This window comes from Halocynthiibacter styelae (assembly GCF_016123485.1).
Classification (GTDB): Bacteria; Pseudomonadota; Alphaproteobacteria; order Rhodobacterales; family Rhodobacteraceae; genus Halocynthiibacter; species Halocynthiibacter styelae.
Map to the genome: position 1 here is coordinate 148,920 of NZ_JADCKQ010000010.1, position 21,127 is coordinate 170,046.

The 21,127-nt window shown below is 55.5% G+C and carries 21 protein-coding genes; 9 read left to right on the forward strand and 12 right to left on the reverse strand.

What is annotated here, in order from left to right:
* Nucleotides 1-115 precede the first annotated feature (115 nt).
* The 3 genes from H1D41_RS13675 (at nt 116) to H1D41_RS13685 (ending at nt 3,109) form a co-directional block, all read left to right on the forward strand.
* Complete coding sequence (locus H1D41_RS13675) at nt 116-1,375, forward strand: urate hydroxylase PuuD (protein ID WP_228849435.1); 1,260 nt, start codon at nt 116-118, stop codon at nt 1,373-1,375.
* A gap of 30 nt (nt 1,376-1,405) precedes the next feature.
* A complete protein-coding gene (locus H1D41_RS13680; RefSeq protein ID WP_228849436.1) occupies nt 1,406-2,470 on the forward strand; it encodes an AbrB family transcriptional regulator in 1,065 nt (354 codons plus the stop codon).
* Between the two features lie 93 nt (nt 2,471-2,563).
* Entirely contained in the window at nt 2,564-3,109 is a 546-nt protein-coding gene (locus H1D41_RS13685) for a peptidoglycan-binding domain-containing protein (RefSeq protein WP_228849437.1), read from the forward strand.
* Nucleotides 3,110-3,162: 53 nt separating this feature from the next.
* Here H1D41_RS13685 and H1D41_RS13690 read toward each other — a convergent pair whose 3' ends face one another.
* On the reverse strand, nt 3,163-3,777 hold the full coding sequence (locus H1D41_RS13690; protein ID WP_228849459.1) for a helix-turn-helix domain-containing protein: 615 nt from the start codon (nt 3,775-3,777) through the stop codon (nt 3,163-3,165).
* Between the two features lie 190 nt (nt 3,778-3,967).
* Here H1D41_RS13690 and gcvT point away from each other — a divergent pair, with 190 nt between their 5' ends.
* The 4 genes from gcvT (at nt 3,968) to H1D41_RS13710 (ending at nt 8,973) form a co-directional block, all read left to right on the forward strand.
* Entirely contained in the window at nt 3,968-5,062 is a 1,095-nt protein-coding gene (gene gcvT, locus H1D41_RS13695) for a glycine cleavage system aminomethyltransferase GcvT (RefSeq protein ID WP_228849438.1), read from the forward strand.
* Nucleotides 5,063-5,089: 27 nt separating this feature from the next.
* On the forward strand, nt 5,090-5,455 hold the full coding sequence (gene gcvH, locus H1D41_RS13700) for a glycine cleavage system protein GcvH (protein WP_228849439.1): 366 nt from the start codon (nt 5,090-5,092) through the stop codon (nt 5,453-5,455).
* Nucleotides 5,456-5,529: 74 nt separating this feature from the next.
* Complete coding sequence (gene gcvP, locus H1D41_RS13705; RefSeq protein WP_228849440.1) at nt 5,530-8,385, forward strand: aminomethyl-transferring glycine dehydrogenase; 2,856 nt, start codon at nt 5,530-5,532, stop codon at nt 8,383-8,385.
* A gap of 84 nt (nt 8,386-8,469) precedes the next feature.
* A complete protein-coding gene (locus tag H1D41_RS13710; protein WP_228849441.1) occupies nt 8,470-8,973 on the forward strand; it encodes a hypothetical protein in 504 nt (167 codons plus the stop codon).
* A 17-nt stretch (nt 8,974-8,990) separates the two neighbouring features.
* Here the strand turns inward: H1D41_RS13710 and H1D41_RS13715 are convergent, their stop codons facing one another.
* Entirely contained in the window at nt 8,991-10,253 is a 1,263-nt protein-coding gene (locus tag H1D41_RS13715) for a uracil-xanthine permease family protein (protein WP_228849442.1), read from the reverse strand.
* A 187-nt stretch (nt 10,254-10,440) separates the two neighbouring features.
* Here H1D41_RS13715 and H1D41_RS13720 point away from each other — a divergent pair, with 187 nt between their 5' ends.
* Nucleotides 10,441-10,965, forward strand: a complete 525-nt coding sequence (locus tag H1D41_RS13720) for an alkylphosphonate utilization protein (RefSeq protein WP_228849443.1) — start codon at nt 10,441-10,443, stop codon at nt 10,963-10,965.
* Here the strand turns inward: H1D41_RS13720 and dtd are convergent, their stop codons facing one another.
* The 10 genes from dtd to H1D41_RS13770 form a co-directional block, all read right to left on the reverse strand.
* Nucleotides 10,966-11,403: a D-aminoacyl-tRNA deacylase gene (gene dtd, locus H1D41_RS13725; protein WP_228849444.1), complete on the reverse strand. Its 438-nt coding sequence runs from the start codon at nt 11,401-11,403 to the stop codon at nt 10,966-10,968.
* A gap of 9 nt (nt 11,404-11,412) precedes the next feature.
* The gene (locus H1D41_RS13730) at nt 11,413-12,513 is read right to left on the reverse strand and encodes a TFIIB-type zinc finger domain-containing protein (protein WP_228849445.1); all 1,101 of its coding nucleotides are present in this window, start codon (nt 12,511-12,513) and stop codon (nt 11,413-11,415) included.
* Between the two features lie 3 nt (nt 12,514-12,516).
* Nucleotides 12,517-13,041, reverse strand: a complete 525-nt coding sequence (locus H1D41_RS13735) for a cytochrome b (protein ID WP_228849446.1) — start codon at nt 13,039-13,041, stop codon at nt 12,517-12,519.
* Nucleotides 13,042-13,158: 117 nt separating this feature from the next.
* Entirely contained in the window at nt 13,159-14,301 is a 1,143-nt protein-coding gene (locus tag H1D41_RS13740; RefSeq protein ID WP_228849447.1) for an SPFH domain-containing protein, read from the reverse strand.
* A gap of 15 nt (nt 14,302-14,316) precedes the next feature.
* Nucleotides 14,317-15,258, reverse strand: coding sequence for a DUF2927 domain-containing protein (locus tag H1D41_RS13745; RefSeq protein WP_228849448.1), 942 nt, complete (start codon nt 15,256-15,258; stop codon nt 14,317-14,319).
* A 21-nt stretch (nt 15,259-15,279) separates the two neighbouring features.
* Nucleotides 15,280-16,470, reverse strand: a complete 1,191-nt coding sequence (locus H1D41_RS13750; RefSeq protein WP_228849449.1) for a toxic anion resistance protein — start codon at nt 16,468-16,470, stop codon at nt 15,280-15,282.
* A gap of 29 nt (nt 16,471-16,499) precedes the next feature.
* Nucleotides 16,500-17,381 carry a 5-bromo-4-chloroindolyl phosphate hydrolysis family protein gene (locus tag H1D41_RS13755; protein ID WP_228849450.1) on the reverse strand — a complete coding sequence of 294 codons (882 nt, stop codon included), beginning with the start codon at nt 17,379-17,381 and terminating at the stop codon, nt 16,500-16,502.
* A 172-nt stretch (nt 17,382-17,553) separates the two neighbouring features.
* Nucleotides 17,554-18,378 carry a TerC family protein gene (locus H1D41_RS13760; protein WP_107498321.1) on the reverse strand — a complete coding sequence of 275 codons (825 nt, stop codon included), beginning with the start codon at nt 18,376-18,378 and terminating at the stop codon, nt 17,554-17,556.
* A gap of 92 nt (nt 18,379-18,470) precedes the next feature.
* Nucleotides 18,471-19,181: an SGNH/GDSL hydrolase family protein gene (locus H1D41_RS13765; protein WP_267473693.1), complete on the reverse strand. Its 711-nt coding sequence runs from the start codon at nt 19,179-19,181 to the stop codon at nt 18,471-18,473.
* 132 nt (nt 19,182-19,313) lie between these two features.
* A complete protein-coding gene (locus H1D41_RS13770) occupies nt 19,314-20,249 on the reverse strand; it encodes a pseudouridine synthase (RefSeq protein WP_228849452.1) in 936 nt (311 codons plus the stop codon).
* Nucleotides 20,250-20,324: 75 nt separating this feature from the next.
* Between H1D41_RS13770 and H1D41_RS13775 the strand changes: the two genes are divergently transcribed.
* A complete protein-coding gene (locus tag H1D41_RS13775) occupies nt 20,325-20,783 on the forward strand; it encodes a nucleoside deaminase (protein WP_228849453.1) in 459 nt (152 codons plus the stop codon).
* Nucleotides 20,784-21,127 lie beyond the last annotated feature (344 nt).

Genomic DNA, 21,127 nt, shown 5'->3' on the forward strand with positions numbered 1-21,127 from the left:
TCCTTTGCGCTCGCCTGTATTTTATCACAGAATTTGAAACTGTCGGGAAATTTATCAAATAGCAAGATAAAACCTGACGTGGCATAACAAGACAACCAACAGGAGGGCGCACCCAATGCAGGATCTGGCGATAATATTTGACTGGCTCGGCTTAGCCGTACGCTGGCTGCATGTGATTACCGCGATGGCCTGGATTGGCGCATCGTTTTACTTCATTGCGCTGGATCTGATGCTGAAGCCCAATGAGGCTCTGCCGGAAGGCGCTCATGGCGAAGAATGGGAAGTGCATGGCGGCGGGTTTTACCACACGGTGAAATATATGGTGGCCCCGGAACGCCTGCCGGAACATCTGACCTGGCATAAATGGCAAAGCTATACGACCTGGCTGTCAGGCGCCGCGCTTTTGATGATTGTCTATTGGGCTGGGGCGGAACTGTATCTGATTGATTTGTCAAAGATGGAGCTGACCCAATTCCAGGCGATCCTGATATCCGCTGGTTCCCTGACCATTGGCTGGCTGGTTTATGATTTCCTGTGTAAGTCAGAACTGGGGGATCATCCGACGCTTCTGATGGTGCTGCTGTTTGTGATCCTTGTGGGCATGGCCTGGGGCTATAATCAGGTCTTCACCGGGCGTGCGGCGCTGCTGCATCTGGGGGCATTTACCGCGACGATTATGACGGCGAATGTGTTCCTGATCATTATGCCGAACCAGCGAATTGTCGTGGGTGATCTGAAAGCAGGCCGGGTACCGGATGCGAAATACGGCAAGATTGCCAAGCTGCGGTCGACCCATAACAACTATCTGACCCTGCCGGTGGTCTTCCTGATGCTGAGCAATCATTATCCGCTGGCCTTTGCGACAGAATATAACTGGTTGATTGCGTCGCTTGTCTTCCTGCTGGGGGTCACGATCCGTCACTATTTCAACTCGATCCACGCGGGCAAAGGCAACCCGACCTGGACCTGGCTTGTGTCTGTGCTGATCTTCATTCTGATCATGTGGATTTCCACAGCGCCTTTGCGCCAGGACACTTATGAAGAATCTCAGGCGCGGGCGCTGACCGCCACGGAACAGGTGTTTGCCTCTGCCGCAGGATTTGAGGATGCAACAAACATCGTCGCCGGGCGTTGTTCTATGTGCCACGCGCGCGAACCTTTCTGGGATGGCATTCATCGTGCACCAAAGGGTCTGCTGCTGGAAACCCCGGCAGATATCGCCCGTGCGGCGAAGCAGGTTTATTTGCAGGCGGGCGTGACGCACGCGATGCCACCGGCAAATATCACCGCCATGGATGACAGCGAGCGCGCACAGATCCGAGCCTGGTATCGGGCCGCGCGGGCAGAGCTGCCCTTCAGTCTGGCGATGCATTAAGCAGGTGGAGCGCCTCCTTTTGGGGGCGTCTTGCTTGACCTTGCTGGCCTGACGGATCAGGTTGCAGCTGTGAGCAGGCTTTTGACATATCGTAACGCAATACTGACGCTGATGCTGGGCGGGATTTCCGCCGTTGTTGCACAGGCGCTGGGCATTGCTGCGCCGTTTCTGACGGGGCCTGCCTTTGTTGTGACACTTGCGGCACTTGTCGGGATGAAGACAGAAGTTCCTGATGCGCTGCGAGACTTCTGCATGCTTCTTCTGGGCATTGGGATCGGGGCAGATGTAACGCCTGAGGTTCTGAAGGCCGCCATGTCCTGGCCTGTCAGCTTTCTGGCACTTGCGATTGTCATGTATCTGACGATCCGTCTGAACGCGCTGCTGTTTGCGCGCATCTTCCGGTTTCCTGAAGCTGAGGCCACGGTCGCCGCAGTGCCTGGTCTGCTGAGCTACACTATCGCGATTGCGGAAGATAAGGGCATGAATGTTGCACGGGTCAGTCTGATCCAGACCCTGCGTGTGATGTTGCTGACATTGCTGGTGCCACCGGTGATGGGGCTGATCCCAAAGGGCGATATTCAGACCTCTGAGGTTCTGGCGATGGGCTATGGCTGGATCGTGATCCTGCTGTTTGCCGGGGCGGCCTTTGCCTGGGTCCTGCGGCGACGCCATGTCCCTGCGGCGATTTTTCTGGCGGGGTTTGCCGTATCTGCCGCGACACATCTTTCCGGGATTTCACCGGGTGTTTTGCCGGATTGGATTGGCCTTTCCGCGTTTGCGGTGATTGGCACGCTGATTGGCAGCCGCTTCAGGGGTGTGGGTTTTGCGGATCTGAAAGCCTCCCTTCTGGCCGGGGTCGGGATGACTGTGTTGGCCTCGCTGATTGCTTTGGCCGGTGGCGCGGTGGTGGCCCTGATCCTGGGCCTGCCTGCGGAAGCTTTGTTTATCTCATTTGCGCCTGGCGGGCTTGAAGTGATGATCGCACTGGCGGCGCAGATGGGGGTGGATGGCACTTTTGTTGCGGCGCATCACATCGCGCGTTTACTGATCCTGATGGCACTTGTGCCGCTTCTGTTGCGTGGCTTACGCACATGACGGAAACCTGTGCGTTTTCCCCCCTGGATTGGTTCGACAGGACGCGGGAAGCCGGTTAATCTCTGCACAGTTACAATCTGGGAGAGTTAACATATGTCTATTCTGAAACGTGGCCTGAAAGGCGCACCTGTCAAACGTCTGCAGGAAAAACTGGGTGTGGATGCGGATGGTGCTTTTGGCCCCGGCACAGAAAAAGCCCTGAAAGACTATCAGGCGGCGAATGGCCTGGCGGCAGATGGTATTGCCGGTCCGGATACATTTGCAAAGATCGGCCTGCCGGAACTGATCCTGCTGCGCGTTGGGTCCCGTGGCGACATGGTGAAAAGCATGCAGGAATGTCTGGGCATTGATGCGGACGGGCATTTTGGTCAGGTCACCAAGAAATCTGTCGAAGAATTCCAGGCAAAAAGCGGTGTTGCGGTTGATGGTATGGCCGGGCCGGAAACTCTGTCCAAAATGCTGGGCCTGCTGGCGATCTTCACACCTGCGGTGGTTGAGAAAGCTGTCGTCCAGGCGGATGAAGAGCATTTTGAGGGCGAAGCCCTGCCGGAAATCAACGGCGGTGATGTTGTTGCTGCGGAAGCTGACGCACCTGCTGAGAAATCCGTCTGGGGCCGTGTGACTGGCTGGTTCTCCTGAACGCCTGACATATGCACCAAAAGAAACGCCCGGTCTGTGCCGGGCGTTTTGCATTATGTATCTTGAGACACCCAAAGCACGAGCGCGTCTTCTTCGCTGACAGAAATACAGCAGTGCCCCATGGAGGCGTCGTAATAGACAGAATCACCGGTGCCGAGGCGCAGGGGGCGGTAGTGTTCGGTGTGAAGTTCCACGCTGCCTTCCAGAACATACATGAATTCTTCGCCCCGGTGGCGCACCCATTCCCCGAACTCTGACATGTCGCGCGCGCGGATGCGGGACAGATAGGGCAGCATGGATTTGGATGTGATTTCGGTGCAGAGCAATTCGTGTTGATACGTCTCTGTCTTGCGGACCTCGCCAGCGCCTTTGCGGGTGATGTCGCGCCGCCCGGCGATATCGCGGGATTTGCTTTGCACAAAAAGTTGGGGTGTCTGCAGATCAAGGGCTTCGGTCAGGCGACGTATAATATCAAAGCCTGCGCGGGTCTGATCGTTTTCAATTTTGGACAGGGTGGACCGCCCGATTCCCGCGCGTTTCGCTGTTTCCTCAAGCGTCCAGCCCCGGTTGCGACGGGTTTCCCGGATAAGGCGCGCAAGGCCTGCGCTGTCCTGGGCAATCTCTGCCGCAGCGGCTTCGTTACTGCGTGCGGGCTGGATATCTTCCATTTCGGCCATATCAGATTTGTCCTGTCTTCACGTTTTCGTCGGGCTTTCAGCAATACAGAAAGAGGTATTGATTTGCACTCTAAATGAGTCTAATCAGAAAAAATCCCCTATGGGGAAATTTTTTCCCCTATAAGGGAATTGCCGGAAACACAGCGCAGGTCAGGCCCGCGCATTCAGGGAGAAGCAGAGTATGACTGAGCCACGCCGCACACCGCTTTATGATCTTCACGTCGAACTTGGCGGAAAAATGGTAGACTTCGCGGGCTGGGAAATGCCTGTGCAATATCCACTGGGCATCATGGGTGAACACAACCAATGTCGCGAGAAAGCCGCGATTTTTGACGTGTCCCACATGGCGCAGGTTGAACTGCACGGTGAAGGCGCCGCTGAAAAGCTGGAAGCACTTTGCCCACAGGCCTTCACCACACTGAAGCCTGGCAAATGCCGTTACGGTTTCTTCACCAACGAAACTGGTGGCATCATGGACGATCTGATCGTCTCTAACGCTGGTGACTTTATCTACCTGGTTGTGAACGCGTCTATGCGTGACCAGGATATCCCGCACATGCGCGCAAACCTTGAAGGTATTGAGGTGCGCGAAATCACCGACCGCGCGCTGATCGCTGTTCAGGGCCCGAAAGCAGAAGCTGTTGTTGCTGCGCATTGCCCGGCTGCTGCGGAACTGAACTTCATGGAAACCACTGTGGCTGACATTGATGGCGTTTCCTGCCGCGTGTCCCGCCTGGGTTACACTGGTGAAGACGGCTATGAGATTTCCATTCCTGAAGGCGATGCAATCCGTCTGACACGTCTGTTCCTTGAAAATGACGATTGTGATGTGTCCGGCCTTGGTGCCCGTGACAGCCTGCGTCTGGAATCCGGTCTGTGTCTCTATGGCAATGACATCAACGGCGAAACCTCGCCTGTGGAAGGCAACCTGACCTGGGCGATGCAGAAGCGTCGTAAAGAAGAAGGTGGCTTCCCTGGTGCGGAACGCATCCAGCGTGAACTTGCTGAAGGCCCGGCAAAACTGCTGGTTGGTATCAAACCAGAAGGCCGCGCCCCGGCGCGTGCTGGCGTTGAAGTGCAATGCCTCGAAGGCAACACCATCGGTGCAATCACATCCGGCAGCTTTGGTCCGACAGTCGGCGGTCCGGTTGCTATGGGTTACGTCTCTAAGGGCCACGGAGAGGCCGGCGAGAAGGTAAATCTGGTCATCCGCGGGAAAACTCAGCCCGCAGAGATTGTCAAACTGCCATTTGTGCAGCAAAACTATAAGCGCTGACAGCGTTAACATCGGGAGATAAGTAAAATGTCCACCTATTATTCAGAAGACCACGAATGGATCACCGTTGAAGGCGATATCGCCACCATCGGTATTACTGCACACGCTGCCGAGCAGCTGGGTGAAGTTGTATTCGTTGAGCAGAAAGAAGCTGACGACGAGTTCGAAAAAGGCGATGAGATCGGCGTGATCGAATCCGTTAAAGCGGCATCTGAAATCTACGCACCTGTAGACGGCACCGTTGTAGAAGCCAACGAGCTGCTGGAAGGCAACCCTGCGGCGCTGAATGACAGCCCTGAAGCTGACGCCTGGATCTACAAGGTGAAAATGTCTGACACGTCCCAGGTGGATGATCTGATGTCAGAAGCGGATTACAAATCCTTCATCGGTTAATCTGAAAATAACAAATTTCCGGCCAGATCCCCTGGCCGGATTTTGCTGTGCAGCCTGCCCCAGGGGGAAATAACATGTCATTTAAGCTGACTGACTACGAAGCCTATGACTTCGCAAACCGTCGCCACATCGGGCCAGCCCCGCAAGAGATGGCGGAAATGCTGAAAACCATCGGGTATAAAACCCTTGATGAATTGATCGACGATACTGTTCCACCCGCGATCCGCCAGAAAGCGGCGCTTGATTGGGGTGATGCGATGTCCGAGCGTGACGCGCTCCATCACATGAAGAAAATCGCCAAGAAAAACAAAGTTCTGACCTCTCTGATTGGTCAAGGCTACCACGGCACAACCACACCTGCGCCGATCCTGCGTAACATCCTGGAAAACCCGGCCTGGTACACAGCCTATACCCCATATCAGCCAGAGATTTCCCAAGGTCGCCTTGAAGCTCTGTTGAACTTCCAGACCATGGTGTCCGATTTTACAGGTCTTGAAATCGCAAACGCATCCCTGTTGGATGAAGCAACCGCAGCTGCGGAAGCCATGGCCATGGCGAAACGCGCGGGCAAATCCAAATCAAACGCTGCGTCGTTCTTTGTGGACAAATTCTGTCACCCACAAACCATCGCCGTGATCAAGACACGTGCGGAACCTCTGGGCATTGACGTGACGGTTGCTGATCCTGCGGATATGGAAGCGGGCGCACACTTCGGTGCGATCTTCCAGTACCCGGGTACCAACGGCCACGTGCGTGACTTCACCGCACAAATCGCAGCCCTGCATGAGCACAAAGCGATCGCAGTTGTTGCGGCTGACATCCTGTCGCTCGCGCTGCTGAAATCACCTGGTGAAATGGGTGCAGATATTGCCATCGGTTCCACCCAGCGTTTCGGCGTTCCAATGGGTTACGGTGGCCCACACGCTGCTTATATGGCGACCACTGACAAGCTGAAGCGCTCCATGCCTGGCCGTATCATCGGTGTTTCCGTCGATAGCCGCGGCAACAAAGCCATGCGTCTGGCGCTGCAAACCCGCGAACAGCACATCCGTCGTGAAAAAGCGAACTCTAACGTTTGTACCGCTCAGGCACTGCTGGCTGTTATTGCTTCTATGTATGCTGTGTACCACGGCCCGGATGGCATTAAAGCGATCGCGCAATCTGTGCACCGCAAGACATCCCGTCTGGCGAAAGGTCTGGAAGAAGCAGGCTTTAACGTAGCACCGGAAGTGTTCTTTGACACGATCACTGTTGAAGTTGGTTCTCTGCAAGGTGTTGTCATGCAGGCGGCTGTCAACAATGGTGTGAACCTGCGTAAAGTGGGCGAAGATCGCGTTGGTATTTCTCTGGATGAACAAACCCGTCCGGAAACCATCGAGGCCGTATGGCGTGCCTTTGGCATCGACAAGAAAGACGACAGTAAAGCGAACCGCGAATACCGCCTGCCGGATGCGATGCTGCGTGAGACCGAATATCTGACGCACCCGATCTTCCACATGAACCGTGCGGAAGCTGAAATCACACGTTACATGCGTCGTCTGGCGGACCGTGACCTTGCGCTTGACCGTGCGATGATCCCGCTGGGGTCCTGCACAATGAAGCTGAACGCGACCATCGAAATGATCCCTGTGACCTGGCCTGAATTCGGCGATCTGCACCCGTTTGTGCCGGCTGATCAGGCGCTTGGTTATTCCGAGATGATCGCAGATCTGAACGACAAACTGTGTCAGATCACCGGTTATGATGCGATTTCTCAGCAGCCGAACTCTGGTGCGCAGGGTGAATATGCGGGTCTTCTGACCATTCGTGGCTATCACGCGTCTCGCGGTGAAGCACATCGTAACGTTTGTCTGATCCCGACATCTGCACACGGCACAAACCCAGCGTCCGCGCAGATGGTGGGCTGGAAAGTTGTGCCGGTACAGGCGGATGACAAAGGTAACATTGATGTTGCTGACTTCCGTGCGAAGGCTGAAAAGCATTCCGACGATCTTGCAGCTTGTATGATCACATACCCATCCACCCATGGTGTGTTTGAAGAAACCGTTCAGGAAATCTGCCAGATCACACATGATCACGGTGGTCAGGTTTACATCGACGGTGCAAACATGAACGCGATGGTGGGGCTGGCCCGTCCGGGCGATGTTGGCGGTGACGTAAGCCACCTCAACCTGCACAAGACCTTCTGCATTCCACACGGTGGTGGTGGCCCCGGCATGGGTCCGATTGGTGTGAAAGCACACCTGACGGCTCACCTGCCTGGTCACCCTGAATATGCGGGTGCTGTTGGTCCGGTGTCTGCGGCGCCATTTGGTTCGCCTTCTATCCTGCCGGTATCCTGGGCGTATGTTCTGCTGATGGGCGGTGCTGGTCTGACACAGGCGACCAAAGTTGCGATCCTGAATGCGAACTACATCGCGGCAAGCCTGAAGGATGACTATGACATCCTTTACACCGCCGAGAATGGTCGTGTTGCACATGAATGTATCCTTGATACACGTCCGCTGGATGACAGCGCGCATGTAACTGTGGATGACATTGCCAAGCGTCTGATCGACAACGGTTTCCACGCGCCAACCATGTCCTGGCCTGTGGCTGGTACGCTGATGGTTGAGCCAACAGAATCTGAACCAAAAGCTGAGATCGACCGCTTTATCACTGCGATGAAAGACATCCGCAATGAAGTGCGCGACATTGAAGCAGGCAAGATTGACGCGGAAAACAACCCGCTGAAGAACGCGCCACACACGGTTGAAGATCTGGTCGGTGACTGGGATCGTCCATATTCACGCGAACAGGCTTGCTTCCCTGCAGGTGCCTTCCGTGTGGACAAGTACTGGTCCCCTGTGAACCGTGTCGACAACGTATACGGTGACCGGAATCTGATCTGTACCTGTCCTCCGATGGAAGACTACGCCGAAGAAGAGTAATCTTCTTCAGGAACGCATTCAAAAGGCGGCCTTAGGGCCGCCTTTTTTGTTTGATGCTCGGCTTTTGATGGGCGATGGTTGTATATGGATTTGAATGATGTGACGACGAAACTACTTTCTGAAGACAGCCACGAAATATATACGGGTTGTTGGGAAGTTCTTCGCCTTCATGACAGAGATGCATTACGTCTGATTGCAGCTTCAGTTTTACCTAAAAAGGCCCGAATTCAGATGCATGACCTCGGAGGTGCATTACGCAGTAATTCCGAAGTATTGGAGCAGGCCTTTAGAAAATTGGAAATTTCTACGGGCAGTAAATGCTTATGTACGGCGTACTTCGGTTCAACCAGATACGACCCAAAGAAGGAAGCGGATTGCGGGATCGTATCCATCGAGCACGAGAAATTTGAAGAAAATACCTGGAGCACACATTTTGATTGCTTATGTTTGCGGTGCAATCGGAAATTCTATGTGACGGGGGAAGAAGCCGGACATGTTCCATACTGGACTTGGCAGGCGAAGAAGCGCGTGGTGACATCTTCTACAGCGAGGCAAAAAAAGTGCCCGGTTTTGTCCGGACACTTTTGAGTTCAATTGTTAAGAAGCTAAGTTTTAGCGCCCGGGTTCGGCAGGATCATGTTCAGGACCAGGCCTGCGATGCCGGACAGGCCGATACCTGCGAGTTTAAAGCTTTCGCCGAACTCAAGGGTCAGGCCGCCAAGGCCGATCACCAGCACGGTTGAGATGATCACCATGTTGCGCGGCTCTGTCAGAGTGTCACCAAGGCGTGCCAGCACAGACAGGCCAACAACTGTGACCATGCCAAACAGCAGGATCATAATGCCGCCCATGACAGGCATCGGGATTGTGCCAAGCGCGCCGCCGATTTTGCCGACAAAGGCCAGGATGATTGCAAAGATCGCAGCCCAGGTCATGATCGCCGGGTTGAAAGCTCGTGTCAGGGTTACGGCGCCGGTCACTTCTGAATAGGTGGTGTTTGGCGGGCCACCAAGGAAACCGGCAGCCATCGTGGCCAGACCATCACCCAGCATGGTGTTCTGAATTCCTGGCTCTTCCATATAGTCTTTTTTCGTCACATTGCCGATCGCCAGAATGTCACCGAAATGTTCAATCGCGGGGGCAATGGCCACAGGCAGGATGAACAGGATGGCCGCAAGGTTGAATTCCGGCGCAACAAAGCCGGGAACAGCGAACCAGGGGGCAGAGGTAAAGGCAGACCCGTTGATCAGGCTTTCACCTGTGATCAGCCCCATAAAGATGGCAGCTGCATAACCTGCGATCACGCCGACCATGATCGGTACGACACGCATAATGCCACGGCCCAGGATTGCGGTCAGCATGGTTGCACCAAGAGACACTGCCGCCAGGATCAGTGCGGTGGATTTCGGCATGATCTGCGTGTCACCGGCAAGACCCGTTGCCATATTCACAGCAACCGGTGCCAGCGACAGGCCGATGATCATGATGACCGGGCCAACGACCACAGGTGGCAGAAGCTTATGCAGGAAACCACTGCCGAAAATACGCACCGCAAAGCTGAGAAGAACATACAACAGGCCAGCCGCGGCAAGGCCACCGGTGGTCGCAGCCAGACCCCAGGTTGCGGTGGCGACACCGATAGGCGCGATGAAAGCGAAGGAAGAGGCCAGGAACACCGGCACTTTGCCTTTGGTCACGACCTGGAAAATCAGGGTGCCGATGCCCGCGGTGAACAGGGCGACGCTTGGGTCAAGGCCGGTCAGCAGGGGCACAAGTACCAGCGCACCAAAGGCCACAAAGAGCATCTGGGCGCCAACCAGCGCCTGGCCCGGGCCAAAGTTATAGTCAGTATTTTCGTTGGGTGTCATTTTTTGTCCTTTCAGGCGCATATGCGCTTCGTCCAAATTGTTGCTTACCTGGCGGAAAATTGCCCAATGTTCCAGATGGTTTTCACACAGAGGACAGAATATTTTCTGATTGCTGAGAAATGCGGCAGGTGACTGTTCCTTGTGGGGAAAGACGTGTTACAGGCGGACAACCGGAAAAGGAATGATCATGTCTGACACCTGCGAAATCTGCTCGGCCCCTGGTGGTCTGACCACCCATAGCATGGCCCCGCGTGATGCGACTGTGCAGCTTTGTGATACCTGTCTTGCAGGTGTAAAGGGCCCGATTTCAGATGCGCCACACTGGCAATGTCTCAGCGGCGCAATCTGGTCTGAAAGCGAAGCCGTGAAGGTTCTGGCCTATCGTCTGCTGCATGGTCTGAAATCAGAGGCCTGGGCGCAGGATATTCTGGATATTGCGTATCTTGAACCTGACACGCTGGCCTGGGCTGAGGAAGATCTGCCGGATGAAAACGCACTGGTTCATCGCGACAGCAATGGTGTTGTTCTGTCCGCTGGCGACAGTGTTGTTCTGATCAAGGATCTGCCAGTGAAAGGGGCTGGGTTTACCGCGAAACGCGGCACCCCCGTGCGTAATATTTCCCTGTCACCGGCGAATGAAACCCATATTGAAGGCCGGGTGAACGGGCAGCAGATCGTGATTCTGACGCAATTTGTTAAGAAAACCGGCTGATCAGAATTCCATCGGGATGGTGATAGGCCCGTCGTTCAGCAGACGCACTTTCATATCTGCGCCAAATTTCCCAGTCTGTACCGGAATGCCTTCAGCCTGCATCCGGGTGATGAAATATTCATAAAGCCGTTCACCCTCGGAAGGGCTGGCAGCAGTTGAGAACCCCGGGCGATTGCCGCGCGAGGTATCGGCAGACAGGGTGAACTGGCTGACGATCAGGGCCGCACCGCCAATGTCGGCAAGGGAACGGTTCATGCGCCCTTCGTCATCGCGGAAGATGCGCAGTTTTGCGATTTTGGCGGCGAGCTTATCAGCGTTTGCCTCACTATCGCCCTGCATGGCGCAGACCAGGATCATAACGCCTTCACCGATTTCCCCGATGCGGGTGCCATCGACATCGACACTTGCCTCTGAGACCCGCTGAACCACTGCTTTCATGATCTGTCCTTACTGATTTTGCGCGATGATATAACCAAGCCCACCGGCCACGATCAGGCCCAGCGTAACCGCAATCGCGATTTTCCAGGCCGACCAGGGGCGTTCACCCTGCACGCGGCCTGTCTGTCCGTTCACAACAAAACGGTAGGTCTTGCCGCGATATTTATAGGCCGCCATCCAGACCGGCAGCAGGATATGTTTGAAGGTCACATCCGACACGCTGGTATCCATGGAAGAAATGCGTTGACGATCGCCGCCGATGTCAAATTTGATGTCGCGGCGAATGACCTGATCCATCAGAGCACGGGCTTCGTCATAGCCGTCGGCCAGTTCCACGACGTAGCCTTCAGAATTGAACCCGGCCAGATATTCCGGGCGGTAAGGTTCAAGATGCGACAGGTCCCAGGGGGCAAGGTTATCGGTGTATTTCTTCGGCAGGCTACGGCTGGCCAGCACCAGAACATCATCAAAAAACCGCGCAACCCGGCCCGATACATTGCGCCAGCGGATTTTCTGGACCTGACGGGTCTGGGTTTTGCCGTTCACACGCACGGTGCGGGTTTCGTAATAGACTGTGCCGCGCTGGCCGCTGTAGCGGGTCTTGGTGTCGGCGTCATAGGTCCAGTAGGGGACATAGATGCCGTTCATTTTGCGCCCCTTGCGGGCATATTCCTGCAAGCCGTTGGGTGCGAACCAGAGACTGCCCAGCCAGTCGGTCATAGCACCACGGGCCTGAGTTTCCTCAAGGGCAAAGGGCAGGGCGGCTTTGGGTTTGATTTGTCGCGATGCGCCGGTGTCTGTCACCACGGGTGTCGCGCAGAAGGGGCATTCTTCGGCGTGGCTTTCATCCGAAAACACCACATGTGCGCCGCAGTTCGGGCAGGATGATGTGCGGATTTCCTCGGTCTCAGCCTCGGGCAGTTGCGCGTTCAGGGCAGTGCGGAAATCCAGTTCCCGGATGGCATCTGAATGGCTGATCGCCCCGTGCCCTTCCAGTGTTTCCTGATTGCCGCAATGATCACAGTTCAGCAGGCCCGCTGCAGGATCAAACCGCAGATCAGAGCCACAGGCATCACAGGGAAAACGATGGGTATCCGGGGTGTCAGTCATATGTCAGAGCCAGCGGTGCAGAATTTTTGGAAACATTATACGCAAAGCATTATCCCTTAATCGGACATGCCGCCAGATGTGAAATACCGCGTGCAGCACAATCAGGATGATCAATGCGTCAAAGACGATCTCATGGATCTCGGTTGCGAAGTCATGCAGGGTCTTGTTGCCGCCTGCGAAGTTGATCGGGATGATGTCGAAACTCTTGATCAGGAAAGGCGCAGCAAGACCTGCAAATGCGCCGGAAGCCACAACCACCGGCACGCCGATTTGCAGAAGCTTGTGGTTGAGGCTGTGAAACTTCTTGCCCCATCCCGGCAGTTTGGGGCCTGCTTGTCCGATAAGCCCCTTTCGCAGCCAGATGAACAGCCAGATCCCGGTGACAATCGCCAGCAGCAGCCCGGCACCCGCATGTGTGGACAGGGCAGCGCCCGCATCGGCCATATCTTCTTCTGGCTCAACCGCGAAGAAATAGATCAGCAGGGCAAAGCTTAACCAATGTAACCATTTAATCAGTGTGCGTTTCATGCGGGCCTCCGTTCTGCTTTCATCATGAAAGCCCGTTGGGCCGTCCGCAAGAAATTTTCCCGAAACCCCACAGGCCGGAAAGAAATCGCCCGCCGGGTTGCGGCGGGCGTGAAGGATTTAGCTGCCAGGGGGCGGTGGCGGCGGCAGGATGGTGAAGAGTTGCGCCAGTTCGGTGATCGCGCCAGCTTTCTGCCAGCCATCCTGACCGGCGGTCCAGACCAGGCTTTCGCGGGTCAGGCTGCCCTCAGACGCCATTTTACCCATGGCGGCGCGTGAAAATGGGCCGGTTGTGCTGCCGCTCTGGGTGATATGCCAGAGCTTTTCGACCGGCGGTGGAGGAGGCGGCGGGGTATGTGCGGCAGCGGGTTGCGCCGGGGCTGCGCCCCAGGGGCCGGATTGCGGCATCATGGCGTTCTGCATCTGTTGCGCCATCGTCATGCCCATTCCCATGCCAAGACCCGCGCCCATGCCGCCATCGCCATTTGGGTTATTGGCAGCGGCTGTCATGGCCTCCGCGGCAGAGAATTGCGTGTATTTGCCCAGATCGCCGACAACACCCATAGAGGTGCGCTTATCAAGGGCGGCTTCTACCGCAGGCGGCAGAGAGATGTTTTCGATATAGAGTTCCGGGATCTCCAGACCATAGGATGCGATGGTGGCGGAAATCTCTGTTGCAATCAGTTTGCCCAGATCGCCGGTGTTTGCCGCCATATCCAGAACCGGAATGCCCGAAGCCGCCACCGCGCGGGAGAATTCCTGCACGATGATGTTGCGGATCTGAAAGCTGATTTCATCCATGGTGAACTCGCCGTCAGTACCGGTGATTTCGGTCAGGAAGCGGCCAGCATCTTTTACACGCACGGAATAGGTACCAAACGCGCGAATACGGGTCGGGCCGAATTCCGGGTCGCGCAGCATCAGAGGGTTCTTTGTGCCCCACTTCAGGTCGTTAAACCGGGTGGTGTTGATGAAGTAGATTTCTGACTTGAAGGGGCTTTCAAAGCCGTGATCCCAGTGCTGAAGACTGGTCATGATCGGCATGTTGTTGGTCTCAAGCATGTAAAGACCGGGTGTAAACACATCCGCCAGCTGGCCTTCATGGATAAACACTGCAGCCTGGCCTTCGCGCACGGTCAGCTTGGCACCATATTTGATTTCATGGCCTTCGCGTTCAAACCGCCAGACCATTGTGTCGCGTGTGTCATCGGTCCATTCAATAACGTCAATGAACTGACCAGAGAGGAAATCTAAGATACCCATTGGGTTCTCCTTACTTTAAATACGGCGGTCCGGGTTCAGGCCGGATACGATGTTTTCAACGATCGGACGGGCTTCTCTGGCACGCATGCCAGGGCGCAGGCGCGGATCGTAAAGAATGCGCAGCAGATATTCGTCGTGGCGCGTCAGCAGACCGAATTCTTCGTCGTCGTTAAAGATCGACGGACGCGCATCGGGGCTGTCATTGGGCAGACCCATGCCCTGGGCCAGTTCTTCGTGGAAGCAGGACAAGCGCGTCAGGTTTGGATGTTCGGCGCGGACAAGCGCAATCGCCTGGGTGAATGTGCCACTGCCGGTCGGATCCCATGCCAGCATCTGGCATTGTTTGTGACGCGGCAGGTGCAAAATGGCGCGGACAAGTTGGACAGGCAGATCCGGCAGAATGCGGCGCAACTGACTGTGCCAGTTCCGACGTTCATGTTCATTCAGAACCAGCACATGGAAATTGGCATTTGTATTGCTGACAGTCACCGGATGACGGGTGGCGCGGGCCACCTGGCTTGCGAAGCCCCGGATATTGGTCAGATCTTCGCGTTGTTGATCCAGCGGCACGTCTTCACCGAAATAAATTCCGAATCGTACAGGTTGTCCCCAGCGTCGCAAAGGGGCTTCGGCACGGCGTGCACCACCATTGGGATTGTTGGTCTCATCAAAGAGCGCAACCGCCATGAAATTGTCAATAAGGTCAGTGCGCGTAAAACGTGCATCCCGCGGCGCAGTGTCTGTGCGCATATGGCCGTTGGCGACACTGGCCTGCTCAGAACGGGCCAGATGTTCTTTCATTGCAAGGCTTTGCGGGGTTGTGCGCGTGACTGTTGCCGCAGGTGGAGGGCTGAACCGGTTCTGTTGCACCTCCGTGCCGGGCCGTGTGGCCGGGGTGCAGCCCGCAACAAATGTCAGGGCCGTTGCAAGTGCGCAGATTGTCTTCCGGTTCAGCATTCTTCCTCCGTTCAAATGCCTTTAAGCAGGAACCGCAGTCCCGGCCGTGTCGTCGGTACTATCACCGCGCGCTTTGGCAGAGGCAAGCGTGTCTTTTAGGTCAGTTTCCATCCTTTTCAGATCTTCTTCGGCAGCGGCACGACGTGCTTTGCCTTCATCCGCGATTTGCAGGCTGTCATTGATGGTGGCGATCAGGGTTTCATTGGCGGCTTTCACGGCCTCAATGTCAAAGACACCACGTTCCATTTCCGCACGTACTTTGGCGTTTGCCTGACGCAGGTTTTCTGCATTGGCGGTCAGCAGTTCGTTGGTCAGGTCTGTTGCTTCTTTAACCGCATCCGCCGCATCGGAAGACCGCTGAATTGCCACGGCCTGCGCCAGCTGAGTTTCCCAGAGAGGCACGGTGTTCACCAATGTTGAATTGATCTTGGTGACGAGAGATTTGTCGTTTTCCTGAACCAGACGGATAGACGGCAGGGATTGCATGGTCACCTGACGTGTCAGTTTCAAGTCATGCACGCGGCGTTCCAGATCATCCCGGGCGGCACGCAGATCGCGCAACTCCTGGGCTTCCATCACCTGTTGATCTTCTGGTGCAGCATCAACAGCTGCAGCTTTCGCCGGGATCACGTCTTCATCCAGCACGCGCAGTTTTTCTTCACCGGCAGAAATATACAGTGCCAGTTCGTCATAAAAGGCGAGAGTCTTTTCATACAGCTGATCCAGGGATTTGATATCCTTCAGCAGCTTATGTTCGTGATCCAGAAGGTTGTCGGTAATGTTGTCAATCTGGCCCTGCACGGTTTCAAACCGGGCATAGAATTTGGCGAAGGGGGATGCAGCACCTGTCAGTTTTTCCCACCAGGACCGCTTGCGGCGTGTATCCAGTTCAGTGATGGAAAAGCCACGAATGGTGGATACGATATCGCGCAGGCTGTCACCGGCCGGGCCGACATCTTTGTTGCGCACATCAGAGAGCATCGCCTGGCTGATCACCTGAAGTTCTTCCTGGGCGCTTGAGCCAAAGCTGACAATAGATCCGGTATCGCCCATGTCGATTTCATCCATGCGCTTTGTGATCTCAGCGGCAACGGGCGCATCAGCCTCGGCCATCGGCACCAGCGCATTGGATGGCTCTGCCAGAGTCACGGCAGAGATTTCGGAAATTTCAGCGGCGCGGGCTTCGGCCTGCTTTTGTACAGTAACACTCATAGATTTTATCCCTGTTCAGAAAACTTCATTCAGACATTTGCATCCCGCGCGAGACGTTCGCGCAGTACTTCGATTTCGACGTCGAGATTATCCTGCCCGTCTTCCAGCAGCTTCTGGGTGCGGCTGGTGAACCCTGTTTCCAGATCATCCAGCAAAGCCTCGAATTTTGCGCGGGCCTCTGCGTTGGCACCGCGTGTCGCGATGGATACATATTGCACCGTCGCATCACGTGCGCCTTTCAGATAGACGCCCATATATTTGCGCGCAGCCGTCAGGTCGCGCGGATCTTCTTCCACGGTGCGGAACATATTGCGTGCAGTGACAGCAAAACGTTCCACCCGGGTTTCCAGCATCCGGTCGCGCGCACGCAGGATGGCATCGCGCATAGCTTCCAGATGTTCTTCGGCATCCTCCACCGCGCGGGCCACACGATCGGCCTGAAAGCGGTCGATGCCTTCCATGCCTTTGTCTGACAGCGGGTCTGGGCCAAAGGCGATGAAATGACATCCCGTGGCCAGCAGGCCAAGGGCGATGGGGCCGAACACCCCGCCCATGCCGGTGAAAGCAGCAAGCATCACACCAATCCCGCTGAGCGCAGAAGCAATGATCTTGCGGGGCAGGGCCGGGCGGCGGGCGACCTGACGGGCGTCATATTCAGCTTCTGCCCGCAGACCTTCACGGGTCAGCCAGGCGGCCAGGATCAATGCAGCGAAAGCGATCAGTGTCATTGCGAGCGCAAGTGGATCACGACCAAAAGCTTTGAACACCAGCGGCATGGGGGCCACAAAAAGCAGCCAGGCGCGGAACCGGTCGCCCATTGTGGGTTTGGCCGGTCCTGCGCCGGGGGCAGGGGCAACAGAGTGTTGCGTGCGCCCCTGCGGGCTGTAATCACCACCGAAACGTTTTGCCATTACGCGGCCCCCTTGAAGGTTGCGTAAAGGATCAGGGCAACAAGTACCCAGAACCCAAGGTTTTTGACCCCGTTTCCGCCCATATCTGCAATTTCCCCAGTTAAGATTGTCTCTGTTACAAGACTATATAGGGGAAATTGCCGTTTAAAACCAGAAGTGGTGCCAGGGGGAATTAATGGGCAGATTTACCCCCTGCCTCGCGTTCGCGGTTCAGTTTGCGCTGATAGCCGGACTGGATGATCTCAACTGCGAACAGAACGATGACCGCGAAATAGAAGGTGGATTTGGACATTGGGATGATCTCGTAACCGAACACTTTCAGCGCCAGCGCATCATCATGCACCGCATGTGCTGCAGCCTGGCCGGCTTCGCCCAGCAGAACCACACCCACGATCAGCAGGATGAACAGGCCCAGGACCTCATACATTCGGTTCTTTTCCAGGAACTTCGTCACACCGTCAGCCAGAACCAGCATCGCAAGACCAGACATCAGGATCGCGGCTGCCAGGATCGGGAAGACATCGGTGATCGCAAGGGCGGACAGAATTGAGTCAAAGCTGAAGATCAGGTTCATCATCACGATCAGCGTGATCACCTGGGCGGCAGATTTGCCGGACTTGTTCTCAACATCCGTATCCAGGTGACTGACGGACAGCATGTGAGAAATCTCTTTCACCGCCGTATACATGATGAAGACACCACCGATGATGAAAACCACAGTGGCAAAGTTCACGCCGCCTTCGAGAATACCCGGCATGTCGAAGATATGGAAAGGTGCTGCCATGGCGTCGATCAGGCGGATCATGACGAACAGCAGAACAACACGCAGGGCCACCGCAATGATGATGCCCCAGAAACGCACAGATTTCTGCGCTTCCTTTGGCGCGCGCTGACTCTCAATAGAGATGTAAAGAAGGTTATCAAACCCAAGCACCGCCTGCAGGAAGCAAAGCATCAGAAGGTTACCCAGGTTTTCGAAAGTTAAAAGTTCGGACATTGGCCGCTCCGGCTTACAGAAATCGTTTCGCCGTTTTTGCTTAAATTGGCGTCATTTGTAAATGGTGCAGTCTGCCGGAGAATTCCCCGTAACTATTTGCGAATGATGTTTGCGACACGGGCGGCGATGGCGCGGCTGGCCTTGGGAGACGGGTGAATCAAGTCAAACGCATGGTAAGAACGGTCGCCATGGGGAACGAGATCCCGAAGGGAAACATAATGTACGCCAGGATCTTTGCGGGTGGCTGTGATCAGACGCCGTTCCAGTTCATTTCCTTCATCTGCACAGTTTTCAATAAGGGAACCGACACCGGGGCTGCGTAAATATCCCACATAAATGACCTGTGCACCGGTGGCCCGAAGGCGGGACAAAAGGTTGGGAATTGCCCCCCAGTTGCCATCTTCCGACGCAAGAAGGTTCAGACGTTCAGAGCAGGCGTTGCATCCGCATCCCAGAAACAGATCATTTCCACCGCCATTCAGAACAATCCAGTCCCGTTGCCCGGGCTGAAATTGCTGAGGTATATTCAGGCCCATTGCGGCGCCAAGGGGTGTTCTTCGGATGACAGAGGCACCTAGGGCTGAACGATCAAGCACCGGCTGGTGCAGATCAGCTTCCAGTTGTTGCGCTACGGACTGCCCAGAACGCCGGTTCCAGGCCATCAGAGAATCCCCCATCAGAAGAATTCGGTCATTTCCTCCTGGCGATGTGGTTTCCGCGCAGGCTGTTACAAGTTGAAGTGCAATAAATATGGATATCAGGCGAAGAAAAAAACTGGCGAGAAACTGTTTACCGTACTGCATTGAAACCTGTCTTTCCGGGGGATCAGATGATCGTATTGCACCAGAAAACAGTCAACCAACTGCATGTGTCAATGCATTAGGGTTATCTTTCTGCCTTTGCATTCATCCCCCGGGAGAAATAAGAGCCTGCTATCAGCGTCTTGTTGGCTTCCTGGGGGGGGCGTTTTTGCTTCTGCGGTCCGGGCGTTTACCTGCAGAAGCTTTCTGTGAACCTGCCCCGGCATCAGCCCTTTGTGCCGCGGGCTGTGATCTGGTCGGCTTCTTCCCATGTGTCCCGGATTTCAGGCCGGGTTTGCGACGGCGCGTAACCGTTGGCTTTTCATCCGCACCATCAAGCCCCAGCTGATCGCGCACAACACGTGATTTCAGTTCTTCAACCTCACCGGCTTTCAGGGATCCGATCTGGAAGGGGCCGTAGCTTACGCGCAGCAACCGGTTCACCTCGAAGCCAATCGCAGACATAGCACGACGGATTTCACGGTTTTTACCTTCGCGGATTGCGATGGTCAGCCAGGCGTTGGCGCCTTGCTGCCGGTCCAGCGTCACCTGCATGGGCTGGAACCTCTCACCCTCTACCGTGATCCCTTTGCGCAGAGGTTCAAAGTTTTCATCCTTTGGCCGGCCGTTCACACGGACGCGATACCGTCGCAACCATCCGGTGGAGGGCAGTTCCATCTGGCGTTTCAGCGCGCCGTCATTTGTCAGAAGCAGCAGGCCTTCGGAATTCAGGTCAAGCCGTCCGACGCTCATCACCCGCGGCATGCCTTCGGGCAGGTTGTCAAAGACAGTGTCGCGGCCTTTTTCGTCGCGTGCGGATGTCACAAGGCCCGTCGGCTTATAATATAGCCAGACACGCGGTGCATCCGGTTCGGCCAGAAGTTCACCTTTTACAGTGATCTTGTCTTTCTCTGTCACGTTCAGGGCAGGGCTGTCGATCAGCTTGCCGTTGACGGTCACATGACCATCGGCAATCAGACGTTCGGCATCCCGACGCGAGGCAACACCAGCGCGGGCGATAACTTTGGCGATCCTGTCACCGGTGCGGGGGGCTTGGGCTTTATCTGTCATAGGGAGGCTTTACCCTGTCTCTGTGTAAAGGGAAAGATACTTGGCAGGCGCGCCACACCAGGGCATGACTGAGATATGACAGGTTTCACATCCTATATGGGCGCAGCCCTTGAAGAAGCGCAGCTTGCCGCTGGCCGGGGCGAAGTGCCTGTCGGTGCTGTTCTTGTCTCACCTCAGGGGGATATTCTCGCACAGGCTGGTAATCGCACCCGTGAACTCAATGATCCATCTGCCCATGCTGAAGTGCTTGTGATCCGTGAGGCCTGCGCAAAGCTTGGTCAGGAACGTCTGCCAGGCTGTGAACTCTGGGTGACACTGGAACCTTGTCCGATGTGTGCGATGCTGATTTCATCTGCACGGATTGCCCGTCTTATATATGCGGCCTCTGACCCGAAATCCGGGGGCATTGAACAGGGGCCATGTATATATAGTCACGCACAGGCCCATCACGTGCCCGAAGTGATCGATGGCGTGCGCGAACCGGAAGCCGCCGCGCTGTTACGTGATTTCTTTGCGCAGCGACGCTCTTCCTGAAATTTCGGGTGCGGATTCGGAAAACCACAGGTGACTCGCATCCGTTTCCGGGGTTTCTGCCTGCGATTCCAGGAGAAGTTACTCTGCTTGGGGTGCTATCACCTGTTTTCTCTGGGGGGGTGGTATATTGGGGTGCGGTTGTTGATGAGTTTTTGACTAAGTATATCTGTTTGAAATCAATGCCTTACTTCAAAAGATAAAAAAGCTTCACGGAAAATGTAAAAAGGGGTTGCGGGTGTTGGCGTATAACCCTAGAACCCACTTCACCGGCAGGGCGACACGGAAACGAGACGCACTACTGGGGCAGCGGATGGGTCGCAAGGCACTGAAGTGAAGATAAGAAT